Annotated in this window: 17 protein-coding genes; 3 read left to right on the forward strand and 14 right to left on the reverse strand. The window is 63.8% G+C overall.

Annotated features, from left to right (window positions below):
* Positions 1–373 precede the first annotated feature (373 nt).
* From BMX94_RS03125 to ssnA, 10 genes are all read right to left on the reverse strand, one after another.
* A complete protein-coding gene (locus BMX94_RS03125) occupies positions 374–1462 on the reverse strand; it encodes a BMP family lipoprotein (protein WP_091003365.1) in 1089 nt (362 codons plus the stop codon).
* Between the two features lie 37 nt (positions 1463–1499).
* The gene (locus BMX94_RS03130) at positions 1500–1997 is read right to left on the reverse strand and encodes a nucleoside deaminase (protein WP_091003368.1); all 498 of its coding nucleotides are present in this window, start codon (positions 1995–1997) and stop codon (positions 1500–1502) included.
* 83 nt (positions 1998–2080) lie between these two features.
* Positions 2081–3205, reverse strand: coding sequence for a BMP family lipoprotein (locus BMX94_RS03135; protein ID WP_091003371.1), 1125 nt, complete (start codon positions 3203–3205; stop codon positions 2081–2083).
* A gap of 157 nt (positions 3206–3362) precedes the next feature.
* Complete coding sequence (locus BMX94_RS03140; RefSeq protein WP_091003373.1) at positions 3363–4295, reverse strand: ABC transporter permease; 933 nt, start codon at positions 4293–4295, stop codon at positions 3363–3365.
* Positions 4295–5386, reverse strand: a complete 1092-nt coding sequence (locus tag BMX94_RS03145; RefSeq protein WP_286159995.1) for an ABC transporter permease — start codon at positions 5384–5386, stop codon at positions 4295–4297. Before BMX94_RS03145 ends, BMX94_RS03140 begins: the two co-directional genes overlap by 1 nt.
* 12 nt (positions 5387–5398) lie before the next feature.
* Entirely contained in the window at positions 5399–6910 is a 1512-nt protein-coding gene (locus BMX94_RS03150) for an ABC transporter ATP-binding protein (RefSeq protein ID WP_091003376.1), read from the reverse strand.
* A gap of 70 nt (positions 6911–6980) precedes the next feature.
* Complete coding sequence (gene xdh, locus BMX94_RS03155) at positions 6981–9779, reverse strand: selenium-dependent xanthine dehydrogenase (RefSeq protein WP_091003379.1); 2799 nt, start codon at positions 9777–9779, stop codon at positions 6981–6983.
* A 12-nt stretch (positions 9780–9791) separates the two neighbouring features.
* Positions 9792–10262, reverse strand: coding sequence for a 4Fe-4S dicluster domain-containing protein (locus BMX94_RS03160; protein WP_091003382.1), 471 nt, complete (start codon positions 10260–10262; stop codon positions 9792–9794).
* A gap of 76 nt (positions 10263–10338) precedes the next feature.
* The gene (gene ygfK, locus BMX94_RS03165) at positions 10339–13332 is read right to left on the reverse strand and encodes a putative selenate reductase subunit YgfK (protein WP_091003385.1); all 2994 of its coding nucleotides are present in this window, start codon (positions 13330–13332) and stop codon (positions 10339–10341) included.
* A gap of 111 nt (positions 13333–13443) precedes the next feature.
* The gene (ssnA, locus tag BMX94_RS03170; protein ID WP_091003388.1) at positions 13444–14799 is read right to left on the reverse strand and encodes a putative aminohydrolase SsnA; all 1356 of its coding nucleotides are present in this window, start codon (positions 14797–14799) and stop codon (positions 13444–13446) included.
* Between the two features lie 650 nt (positions 14800–15449).
* Here ssnA and BMX94_RS03175 point away from each other — a divergent pair.
* The 3 genes from BMX94_RS03175 to BMX94_RS03185 all read left to right on the forward strand — a co-directional run bounded on the left by BMX94_RS03175 (position 15450) and on the right by BMX94_RS03185 (position 18395).
* A complete protein-coding gene (locus tag BMX94_RS03175) occupies positions 15450–16103 on the forward strand; it encodes a helix-turn-helix transcriptional regulator (RefSeq protein WP_091003391.1) in 654 nt (217 codons plus the stop codon).
* 4 nt (positions 16104–16107) lie between these two features.
* A complete protein-coding gene (locus BMX94_RS03180) occupies positions 16108–17334 on the forward strand; it encodes a M20 family metallopeptidase (protein WP_091003394.1) in 1227 nt (408 codons plus the stop codon).
* Between the two features lie 200 nt (positions 17335–17534).
* On the forward strand, positions 17535–18395 hold the full coding sequence (locus BMX94_RS03185; protein WP_091003397.1) for a pirin family protein: 861 nt from the start codon (positions 17535–17537) through the stop codon (positions 18393–18395).
* A gap of 34 nt (positions 18396–18429) precedes the next feature.
* Here BMX94_RS03185 and BMX94_RS03190 read toward each other — a convergent pair whose 3' ends face one another.
* The 4 genes from BMX94_RS03190 to moaA are packed head-to-tail and all read right to left on the reverse strand — an operon-like array spanning position 18430 to position 21970.
* Positions 18430–18969 carry a MogA/MoaB family molybdenum cofactor biosynthesis protein gene (locus tag BMX94_RS03190; RefSeq protein WP_091003400.1) on the reverse strand — a complete coding sequence of 180 codons (540 nt, stop codon included), beginning with the start codon at positions 18967–18969 and terminating at the stop codon, positions 18430–18432.
* Between the two features lie 5 nt (positions 18970–18974).
* Positions 18975–20048: a molybdopterin-binding protein gene (locus BMX94_RS03195; protein ID WP_091003402.1), complete on the reverse strand. Its 1074-nt coding sequence runs from the start codon at positions 20046–20048 to the stop codon at positions 18975–18977.
* Positions 20045–21019 carry a cyclic pyranopterin monophosphate synthase MoaC gene (gene moaC / locus BMX94_RS10825; protein WP_091003405.1) on the reverse strand — a complete coding sequence of 325 codons (975 nt, stop codon included), beginning with the start codon at positions 21017–21019 and terminating at the stop codon, positions 20045–20047. Before moaC ends, BMX94_RS03195 begins: the two co-directional genes overlap by 4 nt.
* A gap of 3 nt (positions 21020–21022) precedes the next feature.
* Positions 21023–21970: a GTP 3',8-cyclase MoaA gene (gene moaA, locus BMX94_RS03205; protein WP_091003408.1), complete on the reverse strand. Its 948-nt coding sequence runs from the start codon at positions 21968–21970 to the stop codon at positions 21023–21025.
* Positions 21971–22312 lie beyond the last annotated feature (342 nt).

Consider the following 22312-nt stretch of genomic DNA (forward strand, 5'->3'; position numbering starts at 1 on the left):
CGTCCCATTTAATGCGGCACAGGGTGCCGATGGGAGCGCCAGGGACACTGCATTCCTGCCAACAAGTTTTGTTGTCACACTATTTGTTTTTTGTAATGTCGATATTAAGGGCGCATTTCAGATTGGTGTCGTCACTCCCGCAGGCGGTAGGCACTGTTCCGCAAGCGGCTGCATATTATCCAGAGATTGATAAGGCGTTATGCATATCAATACCTATCGGAGGGTTACATATCGCTATTAGGCGAGAAGTGAGGGCGCCGTGGCGGTGCCACAGCGAGGGTTTCGCACGCGCTTGCTGCGGAAACGGGCCTTCCGGCGCCAGAATCTCGCCGGAAGGCCCCGCCAGATGGCCCGCGTCCCTCACCTCATGCTACTAAAGCGTAGCCTTTACGGCATCGACCTCGTCGTCGGTAAGGAAGGTGTCGCCCTTGATCTGCTCGGTGTACTCCGCGACCTTGTCCTGAACCTCCTGCGAGACCTTGTCGGAGTAGCTCCCCAGGTAGACGCCACCGTTATCCATGTTTGCCTCGATCACGGCGCCGTTTCCGAACGAGCCCGCCTCGACCTCGTCCATGGCCTGGCCAAACATCCAGTCGGTGACGGTGGACGTGATCACGCTGGGGTTGTCGGCCCCAACCGAGTCGATAGGCTGTGCAATGTCGAAGTGCGTGTCGACACCTGCTTCCTCAAGCGCCTGGCGCGCGCCATTATCTACGGCAGACGCGTCGCCCCACATGACGTCGACGTTGTTGGAGGCGATCCACTGGTTAGTGATATTGGTGCCAAAGGACGCATCGGTGAAGCCGGCATCAAAGTTGTAATGACCCTCGACCTGCGGGTTCACCTTCTGTGCTGCCGCGAGGTAGGCGGCGTACTTGGTGAGCGTGGTAGGCAGGCGCATGCCACCGATGAAACCAATCTGACCAGTGCTGGTCATGAGGCCAGCCACCACGCCGGCGAGGGCGCCGGTCTGCTTAAGGTTCACCTGGACCGTCTCGACCTTCTCGAGAGTCTCGTAGTCGGCGAGGTCGGTGGTGGGGTCGGTATTGGTCATGAGGAAGTGAACGTTGGGGTTAGACTCCGCCGCCTCGGCCACCACGTCGCCCCACGCCGAGACAAACTCGTTGCCAGCGGCGATGATGAGGTCGACGTCCTGGTCAACATAGGACTGCGCTGCAGAAGCCGCGTCCGCCGAGGCGGTGTTCTCCTTGGGCTCGAGCATCTCCCAGTTGGGGTGAGACTCGATGGCCTTGGTGAGAGACTCGTAGTGACCCTGGCCCCAACCGCCATCGTTCTTGGGACCGCTGATGACCATTGCCACCTTGTAGCTGGTCTTCTCGGCGGTGCTATTGCTAGAGCCGCTCGACGAGGAACCGCATCCCGCAAGCGTGAGCCCGCATGCAGCTGCAGCGCCTCCCAGGCCAAGCGTAATGGCATCTCTGCGCGTAACGTTCGCTGACATAGCTTCCTCCCTCTCCAAGCAAGCCCCCATGCTTGCCCTAGTCCCAATACCCCTCGTGAACTGCCGCCGCCTCGGCCTCTAGCTCGGGGAATGGTCCCACGACCTCGATGGGCTTCTGCCCGGCAGCGAAGATCTTCCTACACGGCAGGTCAAACGTGGGGTTCTGCTCGTTGGAGCCGGTGAGCTCCAAGAGCCTGCGCTCGGTCATGGCGTAGACCACGCGACCGACGTTTCCCCAGTAGATGGCACCAGAGCACATCGAGCAGGGCTCGGCCGACGTGTACAGCGAGCAGTCCCAGAGGTAGCCCTTCTCGTACAGCTGGCTCGCGCGCTCCATGAGCTGCGTCTCCGCATGCCCAGTGCACTTGTGCGTCTCTATCTCGACGTTCTCCTGCTCGAGAAGGACTTCGCCATCGGGCGAGACGAGAATCGCCCCAAAGGGCGTATTGCCATGCTCGCGCGAGCTTCTGGAAACCTCTATGGCCCTTCTCAGCAGCGCCACGTCCTCATCGTGCGAGAACTCCTTGCGCGCCATGCACCCTCCCCCTTTTCCTGCCTCTCGAATACCAAAAGAGGCCGCCCCCAAAACACGGAGACGGCCTCGGAACGTTGGCTGTTTTACAGCGTGTTCTGGATGGCAGAGACTTCGTCGTCGGTGATGAACGAGCCGGCCTTGATCTGCTCGGCGTACTCGTTGATCTTGTCCTGGACGTCCTTCGAGACCTTGTCGGAGAACTTGCCCAGCGAGATGCCGCCGTTGTCCATGTTGCCGGTGATGGCCTTGCCGCCGCCGAAGGAGCCGGACTCGACCTCGTCCATGGCCTGGCCAATCATCCAGTCGGTGACGGTGGAGGTCACAACGGTGGGCTGGTCGTCGCCCACGATGTCGATGGGCTGTGCGATGTCGAAGTGGGTGTCGGCACCGGCGGCCTCGAGGGCCTGGCGCGCGCCGTTGTCGACGGCGGAGGCGTCGCCCCACATGACGTCGACGTTGTTGGAGGCAATCCACTGCTGCGTGAGGTTGGTGCCGAGAGAGGCGTCGGTGAAGCCGGCCTCGAAGTTGTACTGGCCCTGGATGGACGGGTCAATCTTCTGCGCGGCGGCTAGGTACGCGGAGTACTTGGTGAGCGTGGAGGGGAGCTTCATGCCGCCGATGAAGCCGATGCTCTTGGTCTGCGTCATGAGGCCAGCGACCACACCGGCGAGGGCGCCCGTCTGCTTGAAGTCGGGCAGTACCGTCTCGACGGGATCGAGGGTCTCGTAGTCCGCCATCTCGGCGGTGGGGTCGGTGTTGGTGATCAGGAAGTGAACCTTGGGGTGGCTGTCGGCGGCGTCCGCGACGACCTCAGCCCAGTCGGAGGCAAACTGGTTCCCATTGCCGATGATGAGGTCAACGTCCTGGTCAACGTAGGTCTGAGCTGCGGTGGCAGCGTCGGCGTCGGCCGTGTTCTCCTTGGGTTCGAGCATGGTCCACTTGGGGTGGGACTCAAGCGCCCTCTTGAGGGACTCGTAGTGGCCCTGATCCCAGCCGCCGTCGGTGATGATGCCGCTCATGATCATGGCGACCTTGTAGCTGCTCTGCTCAGAATCGGACCCAGAAGCGGAGCTGTCGGACGAGCTGGAGCTGGAGCCAGAGCCGCCGCAGCCCGCAAGGGCGAGCGCGCCCATGCTGCCAAGACCCAAAGCGATGGCCTGACGCCTGTCGAGCATGGCGGCGGACAGAGACTTCTTGATTTCACTCATGATGTGCCCTTTCCTTCCTCCGTTACGAGAAGCGCAGGTTGCGCCCCTCATCCCTGAAACCCTCCCCCAAGCACGCTACACGGATAGCTTGGGGATGAACCAAAGAGTAGCGTAAGCGGCACTCGGTGTTCGGTGACGGGCCGAGCGCCGCCGGGAACTATCGCTGCTCGCGGAAGTACGGCTGCCCGTTTGCCTTGGGGCCAGCGTGCTTGGAGCCAAAGAAGATAAGAGCGACGATGGTGAAGATGTACGGAATCATCTTGAAGAACATGACCGGCGCCGCCTGGAACTGGGCCTGGAGTGCCACGTTGAGGCCGTCGAAGAAGCCAAACAGGAGGCTTGCGCCCAGGACGCCAAGCGCGCTCCAGCGGCCAAAGATCACCGTTGCCAGAGCAATGAAGCCGCGTCCCATCACGATGCCGTCGGTATAGATGGGGGTGTAGCACAGGGTGAGGAACGCGCCTCCCGCGGCGGTGAGCGCACCGCACACGATGCAAGCAAGGTACTTAACGCGCACAACGTCGATGCCCAGGGTCTCGGCGGCGTGGGGGTTCTCGCCCACGGAGCGGAAGGAGAGGCCCGCGCGGAAGTGCTTGAAGAAGTAGCGCACAAGCGGGACCAGGATAAACGCCAGGTAGGCAAGAAGCGTCTGGTTGAAGAACGCATTGCCTATGAAGGGGATGTCCGAGAGCCCGGGGATGGCGATGCTTTCCATCTGGGCACCCGTCGCGTTGGCGGAGTTCGAGCCCACGAAGAGGTTGTAGCCAAAGAGCGCGATGGCGGGAGCCAGGATGTTGATGGCCATGCCGGTGACCACCTGGTCGGCGCAGAGCGTGACCGTGCAGAAGGCGTAGAGCATGTTGACCAGAACGCCAGCGACCATGCCGGCGAGAAGGCCAACCCAAAGGTTGCCGGTCATCTTGCCAACGGCGAAGCCCACAAAGGCGCCGATGGCCATGACGCCCTCGAGGCCAATGTTCACGAGGCCAGCCCGCTCTGAGAAGACCTCGCCAAGCGCCGCCAGCAGAATAGGCACGGCGCCCATGGTCATGGCCTTGAGAATCGTGGGAAGTGCAGTCATGAAGTCCATTACGCGTTCACCTCGGCCTTCTTGGCCTTTGCGTCCAGCCTTGCGGCGACGTAGGCCTTGATCTTGGGGAGCTTGACGGCGGCCATGCCGGCGACGGCAAAGATGATGATGAGGCCGCGGATGATCTCGACGATGGCGGTGGGAACGCCAATGACGCTCTGCATCATGGTTCCGCCCGTGGAGAGGACACCAAAGAAGAACGCCACGAAGATGGCAGCGATGGGGTTGAGCTGCGCGATGAGGGCAATTGCCACGCCGTCAAAGCCAAAGCCCGAGCCAAAGCCGTCGGCAAGGCGGTACGGGGTCTTGCCAAGGAGCTCGACGGCTCCGCCCAGGCCGGCAATGGCACCCGAGAGGATGAAGGCGAGCAGAACCAGGCGACGGACAGGGAAGCCGTTCACCCTCGAGGCGATGGGGTTCATGCCAACCGCGCGGATCTTGAAGCCAAAGGAGGTGCGGAAGATGACGTACCAGATGAAGATGCCCAGCACGATGGCGAGAATCACGCCCACGTGCGTGCCAAGGACCTCGGGGAGACGTGCAGACTGCGGGATGGCGATGGTCTTGGGCAGGCCGTTATCGGAGTAGACGTTCTTGTAGATGTACTCCATGAAGTACATGGCCACGTAGTTGAGCATGATCGTGGTGATCATCTCGTTGAGGCCGCGGGTGATCTTCATGATGCCCGGGAGAAGCCCCCAGATGGCGCCAGCCACAATGCCGGCGAGAAGCCCCAACGCAAGACCGGCGGGGCCCTCGAGCCCCAGGCCGAGGACGCACGTTGCGGTGGCGCAGCCGCCCATGATGAACTGACCCTCGCCGCCGAGGTTAAAGACGCCGCACTTGTAGGCGAACGCCGCGCACAGACCAGTGAAGATCAGCGGGCAGGCACGCTCGAGGGTCTTGCTCAGCTTGGCGCCATCGCCCAGGGAACCCTGGATCATGGCCGCATAGCCCTCAAACGGGTTCTTCCCAAGGCACGCGATGATGATCGCGCCAATGATCAGAGCCAGGAGCACGGCGATGACCGGCGTGAGGATCATCATGCGCCTCTCGCTGCGCTCCTCCGGGCTCAGAGCCTTCTTTGCCACGTTTACCCCCTCCTACTTTCCTGCCATGGCGAGCGAGATCTCCTTGATGGGAGGGTTCGCGCCCGGATACGTACCCATGATCTGGCCCTCGAAGAGAACCACGATGCGGTCGGAGAGCTTGAGCACCTCGTCGAAGTCGGCCGAGATGAGAAGCACTGCGCATCCGGCGTCACGCTGGGCCACAATCTGGTTGTGGATGAACTCGGTGGCGCCAATGTCAAGGCCACGGGTGGGATAGACCGCCACCAGGAGCTTGGGATGTCCCTCGAGCTCACGGGCGAGAATGACCTTCTGCTGGTTGCCGCCAGAGAGGCTGCGAGCAGTCTGGTCGACGGAGGTGCAGCGGATGTCGTTCTCCTCGCGCAGGCGCTCGGCGTAGGAGTGAATCTCGCCCATCTTGAGCCACTTGCCGTGACCGAGGGAGAACTGATCGGACTCGGTCTGCTTGAGCACGAGGTTCTCGGCGATGGTCATATCGCCCACGAGGCCCATCTTGTTGCGGTCCTCGGGAATGTTGCCCAGGCCGGCGTCGATGAAGGTCTCGGGCGAGAAGACGGCGATCTCGTTCCCATCAGGGCCGATGACCTTGCCGGAGTCCGGCTTGACGAGGCCGGTCACGACCTCGGCCAGGGGGGTCTGGCCGTTGCCGTCGATACCTGCGACGCCCAGAATCTCGCCCTTGTGGATGGTAAGAGAGACGTCCTTCAGTCCACCGTGCTTTATCTCGGGGTGGTACGAGACGTTCTGGAGGATAAACTCGTCCTTGGTAGCGTTGGTGACCTTCTCGTAGGTGTTCTCGACGAACTTCTGGCCAATCATGAGGTCGGCCAGCTCCTGCTCGGTGGTGTCGGCAACGCGCACCGTCTCGACCGTCTCGCCGCGGCGAAGCACTGTGACGCGGTCGGAGATGCGCATGACCTCGCGCATCTTGTGGGAGATGAAGATGATGCCCTTGCCCTCGGCGGTAAGCGAACGCATGATGTCAAAGAGGCCCTCGACCTCGAGGTCGGTGAGGACGGCCGTGGGTTCGTCAAGGACGAGCAGATCGGCGCCGCGGAACAGCACCTTCATGATCTCCACGCGCTGCTGCATGCCAATGGACATGTCGCCGACCTTCTCGTCGAGGTCGATCTCAAGGCCATAGCGGTCCATGATCTCCTCGACGGCCTTGCGGTCCTCGCCCTCCTGCAGCAGAGGCGAATTGTGGCGCTTGTCGCCCAGGATGATGTTCTCGAGGCCCGTCATGTCCTCGATGAGCATGAAGTGCTGGTGGACCATGCCGATGCCCTGTTCAACGGCAATGCGCGGCGAGGAGATGCCCACCTCCTTGCCATGCATGAAGATCTTGCCTTCGGTGGGTTGGTAGAGCCCAATAAGGACGTTCATGAGCGTGGACTTGCCCGCGCCGTTCTCGCCCAGAAGGGTGTGCACCTCCCCCTCCTGAACATCTAAAGTCACGTTCTTGTTCGCGTAGAACGAACCGAAGCGCTTGCTGATGTTCTCCATTCTCAGCAACTCGGCCATGCCTACCGCCTTTCGCCGACAGACGCTATCAAACCGTCATCTGAACAAACAATAGTTTTGCATCAAAGTGTTAACGGGACTTTTCCGCCTCCTTGCCGGCCGTCTTCTTGCGGGAATATGGCGTCCCCTCAAGGGGGAGCTTGGTACGAAGCACACCGTCAACCCGGTGATAGGCGTTCTGGATGGCGGGAGCCGTGGGGATGGTGGCAATCTCGCCAATGCCCTTGCCGCCATACGCAACCGGAAGGAGGTGTTCCTTCTCGACGTAGATGGCATCGATGTGCGGAATCTGGTTGGCGCGAAGAAGCCCCAGGGTGCCGTAGTGCGCCTGAGGGACGCAGTCCTTGAGCGGGAAGTCCTCAGTAAGCGCGTAGCCCATGCTCATGAGGACGCCGCCCTCAATCTGGCCCTGGATGGCAATGGGGTTCACGACCTTGCCCGAGTCATGAGCCGCGTAGACCTCGCTCACGCAGCGGTCCTTGTCGAGAATCACGCAGGTAGTGGCATAGCCATAGCACACGTGGCTCTTGGGGTTGGGCTTGTCGGCACCCAGCTTGTCTGTGGGCTCGAAGTAGACGTAGCGGAACTCGTGGCCCTCGAGCGCGGCAAGTGCCGCAACGGGGTCGTGCGGCACCACGGCGTGTCCGGCCGTGAGGTCACCCGGGTGGTTGTCCACGTAGGGGGTGTCGTCGTCGTACTCGATGGTGGCGCCGTCACCGTGGGCGCACACGGGAGTTGCGGGAACCTCCCGGCCTCCCTCGACGGCGAGCATGGCATCGCGCAGCAGGAAGGCAGCACCGCGTACAGCCTCGCCGGTGATGACGGTCTGACGAGATCCCGAGGTGGTACCGGAGTCCGGAGCGGCCTCGGTGGAGCACTCGCCATTCTCGATGGCGGACTTGGGCAGCCCCGTTGCCTCAGCGACGTCCTGCTGGAAGACGGTGTTGCAGCCCTGGCCGATGTCGGAGGTGGCCGAGTAGATCACGGCGCGACCGCCCTCGACGCGGATGTTGGCGCGACCGGCGTCGGGCAGGCCCACGCCCACACCGGAGTTCTTCATAGCGCAGGCGAGACCAGCGTGGTCGGCGTTCTTCTCGTACACGTCCTTCACCGCAAGCAAGGTCTCCTTGAGGGCGGTGGAGCAGTCGGCAATCTGGCCGTTGGGCAGCGCCTCGCCGGGCTCGATGGCGTTGCGGTAGCGAATCTCCCAGGGAGAGATACCGACCTCGTCGGCGAGAAGGTCGATAAGGCACTCGAGGGCAAACTCGCTCTGGCAGACGCCAAAGCCGCGGAAGGCACCGGCGGGCGGGTTGTTGGTGTAGTACCCGTAGCCGCGGATGTCGGTGTTCTGGTAGGTGTAGGGGCCAACTGCGTGGGTGCAGGCGCGCTCGAGCACCGGGCCGCAGAGGCTCGCATAGGCGCCGGTATCGAAGTTGATCTCGCAGTCCAGGCCCGTGAACTTGCCGTCCTTGTCACAGCCCAGGGTGAAGGTGCCCACCATGGCGTGGCGCTTGGGGTGGAAGTCGATGGACTCCTGGCGCGTGAAGCGGCACTTCACCGCGCGCTTGAAGCGGTAGGCGGCAAGGGCGGCGAGGTGCTGGGCAGAGACGTCCTCCTTACCACCAAAGCCACCGCCCACGAGCATGGTCTGGACCACCACGCGCTCGGGGGTCTTGTCCCAGCCAAACATGTGGGCAACTTCCTTGCGCGTGTCGTAGGCGCCCTGGTCGGTCGAGAAGATCTTCACGCCGTCCTTGTAGGGAATGGCGACGGCGCACTCAGGCTCGAGGAAGGCGTGCTCGGTGAAGGGTGTCTCGAAGGTGTGCGTGACCACGTGGGCCGAGTTCGCAAGGGCCTCCTTGGCGTTGCCACGGGTCACGTGGCGGCTCTGGCAGACGTTGTCGTGCAGCTCCACGAGGTTGCCAAAGGCGTTAAAGCTCTTGTGGATGATGGGGGCACCCGGCGCCTTTGCCTCGGCAATGTTGCGCACCGGCTCCAGGGGCTCGTAGTCAACGTGCACAAGGCGCTTGGCGCGCTCGAGGGTCTTGGTGTCCTCGGCAACAACCAGGCAGATGGCGTCACCCACAAAGCGGGTGATGTCGCCCTCGGCGATGAAGACGTCCCAGTCCTGGATGAGGTGGCCAACCTGGTTCACCGGCACGTCCTTGGCGGTAAGCACACCAAGGACCCCCGGCAGGGCCTCTGCCTTGGTGGCGTCGATCTTGAGGACGCGGGCACGCGGGTACTTGGAGCGCACGGCAGACGCGTACGCCATATCAGGGAAGTCGCGCTCGTCGAGGTCATCGGGGTACTTGCCGTAGCCCAGGACCTTGCGGCGCACGTCCACGCGAAAGGCGCGCTTGCCCACGCCATAGTCGTCACCGTGCTCGAGGTCCTCGTCAATCTGCGCGTCACCGCGCAGGACGGCGGCGGCGAGCTGGATGCCCTCGATGATCTTCTTGTAGCCGGTGCAGCGGCACACGTTGCCGCGAATGGCCCAACGGACCTCCTCCTCGGTGGGGTTGGGATTCTGGCGCACCAGGGCGGCACCGCTCATCACCATGCCGGGGATGCAGAAGCCGCACTGCACGGCGCCCACGGCGCCAAACGCATAGACGAACGCCTCCTGCTCCTCGTGGGTAAGGCCCTCGACGGTGAGGATCTGCTTGCCCTGGGCAAGCTTGGTGGTCATGACGCAGCCCTTGGTGGCGATGCCGTCGATGACCACGGTGCAGGTACCGCAGGCACCCTCCGAGCAGCCATCCTTCACGGAGGTGAGATGCAGGTCATCGCGCAGGAAGCGCAGGAGCGACTTGTTCTCCTCGGTCGTGACCTCGCGACCATTCACATAGAAGCTGTAGGTTGCCATCTCTCCTCCTCCCTAGAGGCCCTTGGCAATGACGCCGAAGACGTCGTGGATGACCCCGCGCGGGCACTTGGACGCACACATGCCGCAGGAGATGCAGTCCTGCTGGTCGATAACCGCAAGGTTGTCGGTCACGTGGACCGCATCCGACGTGCAGGCCCGCTCGCAGGCACCGCAGGCGATGCAGCTTACCTGGCACACCGCGCGCACCGCAGAACCAATCTCGTGGTTGGAGCAGAGCACCTGGATGCGCTGGTGACGCGGAACAATGTCGATGATGTGCTGCTCGCACATGCGGGCGCACAGGCCGCAGCCAATGCAGGCATCGCGGTTCACGTGCGCCACGCCGTTCTCGTTGAGCTCGATCGCGTGCATGCGGCAGGCGGCAACACACGCGCCACACCCAATGCACCCATATGAACAGCGGTCGGGCGCGGGTCCCCCTGCGCACCGCACAACCGCAACCATATCCTTCTTACGTGCCATACCTCAGTCCCCCGTATGCGTTACGGCGGGACGGCCACGCAGCCGCCCCGCCCGTGTGTTTCTCGTGGCTCCGCGCTTACTTAGCGAGCAGGTAGCCGTAGCTGTCACGAACCGCCACGATGGTGGCACGCACCGCCTCGGGAAGACCGCAGGCAACGTCATCCACATCGTAGATCGCAGTAGTGCCGTCGAGCCTCACGAGCATGCCGCCCTCAGCGGGAAGGAAGCCCTCGTTCTGGGAGTTATCGAAGTCCTCCTTGCTCCAGAACAGCGTGAGCTTGTCGCGGTACGGCCTGCCTTCGGAGTATGGGCAGAACACCGCGCAGTTGCCGCACTCGTTGCACATGCCGTCCACGTGGACAATCTGGCGCTCGCGCATGCCGGGCACGCTGATGGCAACGTTCGCGCGGTTGGGGCAGACCTCGCAGCAGGTCTCGCACACGGTGGCGCAGCCAAGGCAGCGCGTGTGGACAAGCGACGCGACGTCGGCCTCAAGGGTGCCGCGGGACGCGAGGGGCTTCTCGTAGCTGGGGTCGACGTTCGACGCACCCTTTGCGTCGAACGTTGCGCCGGTGATGGCGGTGGTGACGGTCATGGCGTCGGCAATGGCCTTGACCACAGTGGCAGGGCCACGGCGAGCGTCGCCCGCGGCGAAGACATGCGGCACGCTAGTCTCGAGGGAATCCGACACCACAGGGCGGCCCTTCTCGTCCAGCTCGCAGCCGGTGGCCTGGTAGAGGCCCTGCTCGATGCGCTCGCCCACGGCCGTGATGACGGCGGTGGCGGGCACGACTACGGTCTCGCCCGTGGGCTCGGGGGCGCGGCGACCGGAGGCATCGGGGGCACCAAGGCGCATGACCTCGCAGGTCAGCGCACCGTCGGCAAGATCGCCCGGCGAGAGGAGCTCCATGAACTCAACGCCGTCCTCAAGCGCCATGACAAGCTCTTCCTCGTCGGCAGGCATGTAACGGCGGGTGCGGCGGTAGACCAGTCGCACGTGCTCGACGCCGGGCACGCGCTTTGCGGCACGGGCCACGTCCATGGCCGTGTTGCCACCGCCAATGACCACCACGTCAGAGCCGAGCTTGCACTGCGCGGGGTCTTCCTTGAAGTCACGCAGGAAGTCGATGGCGTCGAGCGCCTCGCCGCTGCGAAGAGCCGGACGGCCCGGAGCCCAGGCGCCAATGGCAACCACGACGTCGGTGAAGCCCTGGTCGAGAAGGTCGCGCGCGTTGGTGACCTCGACGCCCGTCTTGAACGTGGCGCCATATACTGAGCAGAGCTCCACGTCGTGGTCGATGGCCTCGTCAGAGATGCGGAAGCCGGGAATCACGTGGCGCACGATGCCGCCAAGCTGGCCGGTGCGCTCGAATACGGTGACGTCAACGCCGGCGCGCGAGAGGAACGATGCCGCGGCAAGGCCAGCGGGTCCGGCGCCCACGACGGCCACCTTGCGACCAGTCACGGAGCCACGCGAGGAGAGCGTGGGCAGAACCTCTGCCAGGCCCTTCTCGGCAGCCAGGAGCTTGAACTCGCGGATGTGCACGTGCTCCTCGTAGTAGTTGCGCATGCAGGAGTTGCCGCAGGTGTGCGGGCAGATGGTGCCCGTGGTGAAGGGCAGGGCGTTGCGCTCGAGGATGATGTTGAGGGCGTCGGCGTAGCGACCCTCCTCGCAAGCGCGAAGATAGCCGGGGATGTCCTGCTCGATGGGGCAGTCCTCGCGGCAGGGAGCCGTGAAGCAGTCAACGAGCGGCAGCTCATGGCCAACGTGACGCTCGGGCATGGGCTTGACGGGCTTGCGGTAGCGGGGGTTGGTGAGGGCATCGTCCACGATGGCGGAAACCTTAGCGGGGTCGACGCCCGAGAAGGGCTTCTCGTCGATGCCTGCAAGGGCCTCGTCAATCTGTCCAAGATGCTGGTAGCCACCGGGCTTGAGAAGCGTGGTTGCCACCGTGACGGGCCAGATGCCTGCGTCGACGAGCGAGCGCACGTTAAGGGCATCCGCACCACCGGAGAAGGAGATGCGCAGGCTGCCGTCGAACTCGTCGGCGATGCGCTTGGCAAGCGAGACGGTGAGCGGATAGAGCGAGCGGCCAGACATGTACATCTCGTTGCTGGGCAGCTCGGAGCGGGTGACGTCTACCGGGAAGGTGTTGGTGAGCTTGACGCCAAACTCTAGCCCGCGATCCGCCGCCAGGGCGATGAGACGCTTGAGCATGGGCACGGCGTCGGCCCACTGCAGGTCCTCGTTGAAATGGTGCTCGTCGAAGACGATGTAATCAAAGCCCAGCGAGTCCAGGGTCTTGCGCGCGTACTCATAGCCCAAGAGCGTGGGGTTGCACTTGATGTAGGTGTTCAAGCCCTTCTCGGTAATGAGGTGGGTGGCAATGCGCTCAATCTCGGCAGGCGGGCAGCCATGGAGCGTGGACTCGGTGACCGAGCAGGAGACGCGCGGAGAGATGGAGTCGACAAAGGCGGCGTCCACGTTCTGGAAGCGGTCGAGATTGGCCTTTGCCCAGGCAATGGCCTCCTGGAAGACGGGGGTGTTGGAGGCGTCCTTCATGTTGTTGATGTAGGTGTCGACCTTCTCGCCCTTGATGCCCTCGAGGTCGTAGCCAACCGACATGTTGAAGACGAAGCCGTCCGGGTCGCCGAAGCCAAACTCGCGGGCGAGGAGCTTGCAGGCAACCCAGGCCTTGACGTACTCGTTGAAGGCGTCGGGCACGGTGAGCTCGGTGGACCACTCGCAGTTGTAGCCCTCGTCGGCAGCCAGGATGCAGGGCTTGTTCACGCAGGCCGAGAGCTCGGCACCGTCCATCTTCTGGACGGTCTTGAGCTCGAAGAACCGCGCGCCCGTGACGTAGGCGGCGATGATGTTCTGTGCGAGCTGGGTGTTGGGACCGGCGGCTGGGCCAACGGGCGATTCGACCTTCTCGCCAAAGATGGGGCGGGCGTGGCCGCCGAGCTTGGCGAGACGAGACTCGCCGAAGATGGTTCCCTGGGTCTTCTTCTCGGTAAGAATCCAGTCCATGAGCTGGTCGAACGGGATGGGACGCATGATGTCGCTCATTGCGATTCCTCTCCAGAAACGCATTTCCGTGGGGACGTGAGGCGTGCGCGGCGCCACGGGATCCGCGCACGTCATGGCAGTGGCGCCTCAGGCGTCCTGCCGGGAAGACGCCTAGTACTCGCGGTCGTTGAGCTCTCCCCAGAGCTTCTTGGACTGGTCGAGCACGAAGGCGTCAATCCTATCCTTGTCGATGTCCGTGAACTCACGGTCACGGTAGACCACGCGGCCGTTCACGATGGTGGTACGGCAGTCGTGCCCCTCGACGCCAAAGAGGATGTGGCCGTCGATGTTCTCCGCACCGATGGGCGTGGGCGCCGGGTAGTCGAACACGGCGACGTCTGCGGCGGCGCCGGGCGCAAGCACGCCCAGGGGCTTGCCCTGCGGTTTTGAAGCAAAGTACATGTTGGCGACCTCGGCGTTGTTCTTGAAGAGCATGGTCATGGCCTCGCCCCAGGCCACGTTGGGCAGCGTGGAGTTGAGGCGCTGCAGGGGCACGAAAGCCTTGAGGGACTGCAGCATGTCGTGGGTGTAGGCGTCGGTGCCCATGGTCACGGTGATGCCACGCTTGAAGAACTCGAGCACCGGTGCGGTGCCCACGGCGTTGTTGGCGTTGGACTGCGGGTTGTTGACGATCTTGGTGTGGGTCTCGGCAACAACTTCCATGTCAGCGGGGGTGATGTGGATGCAGTGGCCGAGCATGGTCTTCTCGCCCAGGATGCCATGGTCCAGGAGGCGATGGATTGAGGTGCAGCCGTGCTTCTGTGCGGAGTCGTAGACGTCGTTCATGCCCTCGCACACGTGGATGTGGAAGCCGGTGAGGCCGTTGTTCGCCTCGACCATGCGGTCGAGCGCCTCGTCCGGCAGCGTGAAGAGGGCGTGACCGCCAAACATGGCGGCAATCATGTCGGAATCCTGGCTGGCCGCCCAGCGGGCGAAGTCGGCGTTCTCCTGGATGGACTGGTCGAGCTTCTCCTTGCCGTCGCGGTCGGAGACCTCGTAGCACAGGCAGGCGCGCATGCCCATCTCCTGCGCCACGTCTTTGATGGCGAAGAGGGACCCGGGGATCTCGCGGAAGCTCGCGTGGTGGTCGAAGAGGGTGGTCACGCCGTTGCGGAACGACTCCATCATGGTCACGTACGCGCAGGCGCGCGTACCGTCGAGCGTGAGGTGACGATCAATGTTCCACCACTGCTGCTCGAGGTTCTCGAGGAAGTTGGTGGGGTTGCAGCCCTTGATGGCAAGGCCGCGCGCCAGGCCAGAGTAGATGTGGGTGTGGCAGTTGATGAGACCCGGCATGATGAGACCGCCATGGGCATCAATGAACTCGGCCTTGGGGTAGGCGGCGTCCATTTCGGCACGCGTCCCAACGGCCACGATCTTGTCGTGGTCGATAACAACGGCACCATCCTCAATGAAGGGCATCTGGGGGTCCCTGGTTACGACCCGACCGTTTCCAACAAGTAGCATAGGACCTCTCCTCCTTGCTACATGCCGCAGATCAGCTACGGCCCAACCTGTGTTCGTCACGGCCCTCTCATGCCGTGACGGCCGGGCGTTGCGCGAACGCGACTGCGCCGCATGGGCACCCGACTACCCAGCTGCAAACGAAGCGCAGGTACGAGGTACTTCCCCGTTAGCCTCTCCCTGCGAATCACCCCTTTGGCGAATCTTCGCACTTCTTGTAATACAACCTAACAAATATTTTGCTTCAAAATGGCGTCTGGCTCGTCGCGGTCTGGAGAACATCGGCGTACGGTCGATTGCCGGTGTGGACGGTAACGTTATATTTTTAAGAATATAACGTGTCGCCATGCGCTTGGCGCCGTGGGAATCCAATGGCTGAAGATGGCTCTCAACTGGCGTTTATTCTCATCCACCCGAGTCCTCCGAGAAACGCCGCTGGGCGGCGGAGTCATACCGTCCGCCCCGTTGCACCCGCCACTCTCCCGCTGCCCGACAGAATAATCATCCAACCTAACAATTTGTTAGATTTCAGGTGCTAGTATTTGCTCGTTGTAGGTTTTCCTGTCCATCGCAACCGTACCCCGTAGTAGTACCCGTCGCGCCACCAGGTGCACGGCCAAGAGGCGGACCCGCCAGAAAGGGGTCGAGCAATCATGAAGAAGTCTGAGGTCGAGTTTCTCTCTCGCCTTGCGAAGGGCATCGCTGCTCAGTTTGGAAGCAACTGCGAGGTCGTTGTACACGACCTCGAGTCCGATGACCCCGACAGCACCATCGTCGCAATAGAGAATGGCCAGGTCTCCGGCAGAAAGCTCGGCGACGGCCCATCCAACGTGGTGCTCAAGGCCTTGAGCTCTGACCCGGACAAGCTCCAAGATCATTTTGCCTACCACACGCGCACCGAGGACGGACGCGAGCTGCGCTCGAGCACGGTCTTCTTCCGCGACGAGACGGGCAAGCCGGTTGCCATCTTCGCCATCAACTACGACTCCACGCCCATCATGGCACTCCAGAACATGCTCAAAGACTTCACCTCGCTTGCCAGCCCCTCGACCGACGAGCCGGACGTCATCCCTCACAACGTGAACGACCTTCTCGACGAGCTCATAGACCAGAGCGTACGCCTGGTGGGCAAGCCTGTTGCCCTCATGACCAGGGAGGACAAGGTCAAGGCGATAGGGTTCCTCAACAGCTCCGGCGCCTTCCTCATCACCAAAGCGGGGCAGAAGGTCTGCAACTACTTTGGCATCTCGAAGTACACGCTCTATAGCTATATGGACGAGGCCAAGGAGCAGAAGAAGGAGGGGTAGGCGCATGTGCGAGAAGCGCCACACCGACGACGAGGCAACGCGGCTCACGTCACAGCTCGTGGGCATCGAGAGCACGGATCCCGGAACGTTTGAGGGTCATATCGAGGAGTTTGTCCGCGCGTGGCTTGAGGAGCGGCGCATGCGCGCGGGCAAGCTTGCAGAAGCCGTGCGCATCGAGGAGCTCGAGGCGCTGCCAGGACGCAGTTGCCTGAGGGCGCTGATTCCCGCTGCGAGCTCACGTGGCCACGCTACCGCCCCCGCCGACCTCACGCTCCTCTGCCACATGGACACCGTGCGCGTTGGCGCCGGCTGGAGCAAAGACACGCCGGCCTTCTCGCCCGTCCTGCGAAACGGCGAGCTCTACGGCCGCGGCTCGTGCGACATGAAGGGTGGCCTGGCCTGCGCGCTTCTCGCCTTCTCCGACGCCCTTGACGAGGTGGGCAGGCGCGGTTGCCTGCCGGAACGCTCGTTGGCGCTTGTCTGCACCGTGGACGAGGAGGACGAGATGCGCGGCTCCGAGGCAGCCATCCGTGCGGGTTGGCTGGGAGCCACCGGGTGGGTTCTCGACACGGAGCCCACTGATGGCCGCGCACGGGGCTCGCACAAGGGTCGTACCTGGTACGTCATCGACATGCACGGCGTCACCGCACACGCCAGCACGCCGTGGCGCGGCGCGGACGCCATTGCTGCCATGGCGGAAGCCGTCTGCCGCATTCGAGGCGCCATAGCCGAGCTGCCCGCCCACCCCGAACTTGGCCACTCGACCGTCACGTTTGGGCAGATCGCGGGCGGATACAGCCCCTACGTGGTACCGGACGAGTGCCACGTGACCATCGACATGCGGCTTGTTCCGCCCACGGGCTCGGCTGATGCCGAGAAGATCGTGCGTGACGCCTGCTCCGCAGCCGAGGCGGCCGTACCCGGCACACACGCCGACGTACGCTGCACCGGAGACCGGCCACCCATCGAGCTTGACCCCGCATCGCCGCTGCTCGCAGCCCTTGCGCACGCAAGCGCGGAGGAATGGGGCGAGACGCCGGCAACGGACGTCTTCACCGGCTACACCGACTCAGCCGTGGTGGCAGGCACCTGTGGAAACCCCACGTGCCTCTCATACGGTCCGGGCAGCCTCGAGCTTGCCCACAAGCCCAACGAGCACGTTCCCGTGGCAGACCTCGCGCGCGTGCGCGCAGTTCTCTCGCGCCTTGCAGCCAATACGCTGTGGAGCTAGCGACCCTTCTCGGCAACGTTTTCCCAGGAAACTGGTAGTAACCGGTCGTTTTCGTGTGCGCTTTTGCGATGGGAATGCGCCCCCGGACGTGGGCAGTGCTCTCCGAGCGGGAGAGCAGCTCTCATAAATGCTACCAATCAAGTAGGGTATAAGACCTCCAGTGACCAAACCCGCAGTGCGGGCAAGCAGAGGAGAACCCCATGCTCAGACACGCAACCAACGTCGTTAAGGGATATCGCACACAGGACGGCGCCGGAGTGAGTCTCGTACGGGTGCTGGGCGACCAGACTGCACGCGACTTTGACCCCTTCCTCATGTTGGACTCGTTCGACAGCGTCAATCCCAACGACTACACCGCGGGATTCCCGCTCCACCCCCACCGAGGCATAGAGACCATAAGCTACCTGCGCGAAGGCGCGATGCACCATCGTGACACCATGGGGTTCGAGGACACCGTTGCCTCGGGCGAGGTGCAGTGGATGTGCGCCGGCTCGGGCGTGGAACACGAGGAGACCATTCCGGCCGCGCGACGCCTGCTTGGTGTGCAGCTGTGGCTCAACCTCCCCGCCTCCGACAAAATGGCACGGCCCACCTACCACGCCGTGAAGCGCGATGCCATCGAGTCCGTGCCGCTCGACGGCGCCGTGCTACGTCTGCTCACCGGGCGATATGTGGACGGGAACGGCAAGGCCCACCAGGGGTTTGTTGGCGAGCACCTACCGCTTGACTACTACGAGCTCACCGTGGATGCAGGTCGTAGCATCGAGGTCCCCGTGGGCGAGGACCGCTCGGTCCTGGCGTTCACGCTCGAGGGGCCTGCGCTTATCGGCGGCCTTCCGTTGGGCGAGAAGACCGCGGTCAAGCTTGTGGAAGGAGACCGCGTAGGCATCACCGCCACAGGCGAGAAGCCCTCGGTGGTGTTGCTCATGAGCTCCGTTGCCCTGCGCGAACCCATTGCATGGGGCGGGCCCATCGTGATGAATAGCACCACCGAGCTACGGCAGGCCTTCCGTGATCTGGACGAGGGAACCTTCATCAAAGAGGGCGTCCAGACCCTGTAGGCACCAAGGCCCGAGCGCCGCACGCGGTCTGACGCTAGGAGCGCTCGGCCGCGCAGTCGGCAGGACCCCCGCGCAGGATGCGAAGCCCGTGCGCAATGGGCCCGATAACCGCAGAGATGTTCTCGCACGCAGCCTTGGGGCTACCGGGCAGGTTCACCACGAGCGTGCGGCCCAAGATACCCGCCGCCTCGCGCGAGAGACACGCATGCGGCGTGATGGCCATCGATGCTGCACGCATGGCCTCGGGGATGCCGGGCGCCATGCGCTCGCACACGGCAGCGGTGGCCTCGGGCGTCACGTCGCGAGGCGAGAAGCCCGTGCCGCCCGTGGTAAGGACAAGCGCTACGTCGGCGGCAGCGGCCTCGCGGATGGCGTCCTCGATCTGCGGACGCTCGTCGGGTACCACGCTCGTGGAGACAATACGGTAGCCCCGCTCGCCGAGAAGCCCCGCAAGCGCCGGGCCAGATGCGTCCTCGCGCTCGCCGCGCGAGCATCGGTCGCTCACGGTAATGACTGCCGCAGTGTAGGTCTCACTGTCTGCTACCTGCGGTTTGTTTGTCTCGCTATGACTCATGTCTCCTACTTTCCAAATGGGCAGACGGGGAAGGTGCACGGCGAGCAGTGCAGGCACAGGCCGCCCTCGCCCAGCTGCACCAGGTCACGACGGCGAACCTCCACGCCTGCCGCAAGGCGGGGCAGCACCAGGTCGAAGACAGTGGCCGCGTTGTACATGACGCAGCCGGGCAGCCCTACCACGGGCACTGTTCGGGCCTCGCCTGCCGCGTCCTTCTCGTCAAAGTAGCCCACAAGAAGCATCGCGCCCGGCAGAACCGGCGCGCCGTAGGTCACGATGCGCGCACCGGCACGCTTGATGGCTCCGGGGGTGTTGTCATCGGGGTCAACGCTCATGCCGCCCGTGCACACCACCATGTCAACGCCAGTCGCGCGGGCCTCGTTGATGGCTGCTACCAGCGCGTCCATGTCATCGCCGGGCGTGGCGTGCCACGTGGCCTCGATGCCATAGCGCGCGAGCTTGCCCTCAACCACAGGCGTGAAGCGGTCCTCGATGAGCCCCTTGGCCACCTCGGAGCCGGTGGCGATGATGGCCGCCGTCTTGAGACGCCACGGCTCCACGCACATGAGCGGCCCGTTTTTCTCGACGTCCGCCGCACGCTCCGCCGCCTCGACAACGGACTCCTTCACGACCAGCGGAATCACGCGCGTGCCGGCAAGGTCGTCACCCTGAGACACGGCAAAGCCGCCCTTGCGGGTGGCCACCATGACCTCCTCGCAATTGTTCACGGCAACGAGGCGCTCGGAATCGACGAGAAACACGCCGTCACACGCCGCCTTGATGCCAATCTTGCCCTCACGGGGCTCGCCCGCAGCCACGCAGCCCGAGCCAAGGCAGAGCGCAGCCAAGCGCCGCGCGGCGTCGTCCTCGTGCAGCATGCCGGGACCGGCCTCCCACACGTAGAGGTGCTCCTTGCCCATGGAGAGCAGAACGGGGACATCCTCTGCGGTGACTACGTGTCCCTTCTTGAAGCGCGGCCCCTTGAAGCGCGGCGACCCCTTGCCGTCGCCGGGCAGAATCTGCGTCATGTCGTGGCACAGAACGTGCCCCATAGCGTCCTCGGTTCTCACAAGCTTCATGCCAATTCGTCCTCCCCCATCACGCGAACCTCGTCACCGGCGCGCACGATGCCGCCACGCGTCACCACGCAGAAAATGCCATCGGTAGGCATGACGCACATGCCCGTAAGGCGTCGAATCTCGCAGTCGTTATGGCAGGTCTTGCCAATCTGCGTCACCACCATGCGTGCCGGGCCAACTGCCACGGTGGTGCCCACGGGCAGGCTCTTGACATCAATGCCGCGCGTGAGCACGTTCTCGGCAAAGTCACCGGGCGCAAGGTCAATGCCCTTTGCGCGCATGAGGTCCACGGACTCGTCCGCCAGAAGACTCACCTGACGGTGCCAGGCGCCGGCATGGGCGTCGCCAGCGATTCCCTTGCCCACGACAAGCTCGATGGAGTCCACCGGGTGCTTGCGCGTGCCCTTCTTCTCCGAGATGCAAGTGGCGACCACAGTGCCGTGCGGCAGCTCTGGCGCAGCGGGTGCCACGGCCACACCCAGCGGCGCCGTGGGATCGTCGCCCTCGGCTCGTACGAAGTGGCCGGACTTGCCGCCGTCCTTCTCGAGCAGTCGCACCTCGGTGATCACCATGTCGCGCTGGTGGGCCTTGCACATGTCGTAGATGGTGAGGCCGGCAACGGACGCGGCCGTGAGCGCCTCCATCTCGACGCCCGTCTCGCCGCAGCAGCGCGTTGTTGCCGTGAAGGCAATGCCGTCCTTCTCGTACGCAAACGAGACGTCGACGCCCGTGAGCTGCACGGGATGGCACATGGGCACAAGCTCCCAGCAGCGCTTTGCCGCCATGATGCCCGCCACCTGCGCCACGGCAAGCACGTCTCCCTTGCGAACGCCGCCTGTGCGCACAAGCTCGAGCGTATCCGGACGCATGAGAACCTTGCCGGCGGCACAAGCCACCCGCTGGGTCTTGGGTTTCTCGGACACGTCCACCATGCGGGCGCGACCCTCCTCGTTGAAGTGCGTGAGCCCCATGGCTCATCCCCCTATCTCGTTCATGGCGCGCAGCGAGTCGCTCGCACGCCCGTTGTCCATCCTGTGCCCACGCGGCTTTGCCGCGATGCCGGCGCGTATGGCCTCAGCCAGGTCCTGGCCAGAAAGGCCGCGCAAGTTGACCTCGGCCGCAGAGTGCAGGCAGGGCTTGAGGCGACCATCTGCCGTCACGCGTATGCGGTCGCAGCTGCTGCAGAACCGGTGGGTCATGGGACGTATGAGACCCACGCTGCCCTTCCAGCCGGGCGCTTGGTACAGCTCGGAGACGCCCTGGCCGCCTACTCTCACAAGCTCCGGCACGGCCGAGAGAACCTCGTCTGCCGAGACGAAACGCCCCTTTGGCCAGCCGGCGCACTCCCCCATCCGCATGAGCTCGATGAAGCGCACGGTGAGGTCGCGGTCGCGCGCGAGCTCGGCCAAGGGCCGTAGCTCGTCATCGTTGACGCCTCCGATGAGGACGCAGTTGATCTTGGTGTTGGCAAAGCCTGCGTCGTGGGCCGCCGCAAGGCCGGCCAGCGCGTCGGCAAGCGTTCCGCGACGCGTGATGGCCTTGTAGCGCGCAGCGTTGAGCGTGTCCAAGCTCACGTTGAGGCGTGTGAGCCCCGCATCCCGCAGGCTGGCCGCAACGGGCGCGAGCAGCGTGGCGTTGGTGGTCATGTCCACTTCGTCGATGCCCGGCACGGCTGCGACCATGCCCACCAAATCAACGATGCCACGTCTCACCAGGGGCTCTCCGCCCGTGAGGCGCACCTTGCGCACACCCAGCGATGCCGCCGCGGCTACAATGTCGCGCATCTCCTCGAAGGAAAGGATGTCGGCGTGCGAGAGCATGGGCACGCCGTTTTCTGGCATGCAGTATACGCAGCGGCAGTTGCAGCGGTCGGTCACCGAGAGGCGCAGGTAGCGTATGTCGCGTCCAAACTCATCGCGCATGTGACGCGCCTCCGATCTCTTCGTTATCCATAGCGATTGTGTCATTCATCTTGTCGTTACTTGCCGAGACAAGCGGCATGACCGTCTGGGGCGGTGCCACGAGCACCAGCTGTGCGGGGTTGCCCAGCGCGGCCCACGCGCCCTTCTCGCACTCGTAGCGAAGCAGGGCCCCGCCTGGCGTGCGCGCCATCACGATTGTCGAGAACGTCGAGTCGATCACGCGCTCCACGGTGCAGGGAATCGCGTTCCCGCCAAGAGCGCCTGCCGCAACGTCACCCGCCGCATGTGCCTCAAAGTAGTGAGCGCGAATGCCCACGTGCGTGACGCCCTCGGGCACGGGCA

This window comes from Olsenella sp. KH3B4, from assembly GCA_900111695.1.
Taxonomy (GTDB): Bacteria; Actinomycetota; Coriobacteriia; order Coriobacteriales; family Atopobiaceae; genus Tractidigestivibacter.